Consider the following 255-nt stretch of genomic DNA (forward strand, 5'->3'; position numbering starts at 1 on the left):
GCGATCTGCCAGCCTCCGACCTGCAATCCTTCCCCGAACAACCAGATTGGCCTCTTCGGAAACGGAAAACCGGTCACGTCGAATCCAGTCGGCATCACAACCCCGGGTGCCAACAGTACCCAGCTTTGGATCGGCAGCACGCAGTCCCGTTATATTCTTCCGGTCGACTTCACGAATCCGGCCCTAGGAACATCGGTGCGGCTTCCCTACGCTCCAAACTCGATGGTGATGTCGAATGACGGTAGCTCGATTTAT

General features: G+C 56.5%; 1 protein-coding gene. It reads left to right on the plus strand.

Annotated features, from left to right (window positions below; all coding sequences use genetic code 11):
• Nucleotides 1–255 (plus strand): hypothetical protein (locus tag JAO29_RS23715; protein ID WP_334270658.1); only part of this gene is annotated, 255 nt, incomplete at both ends.

Source organism: Edaphobacter sp. HDX4 (genome assembly GCF_036877565.1).
In the GTDB taxonomy this organism is placed as follows: domain Bacteria; phylum Acidobacteriota; class Terriglobia; order Terriglobales; family Acidobacteriaceae; genus Edaphobacter.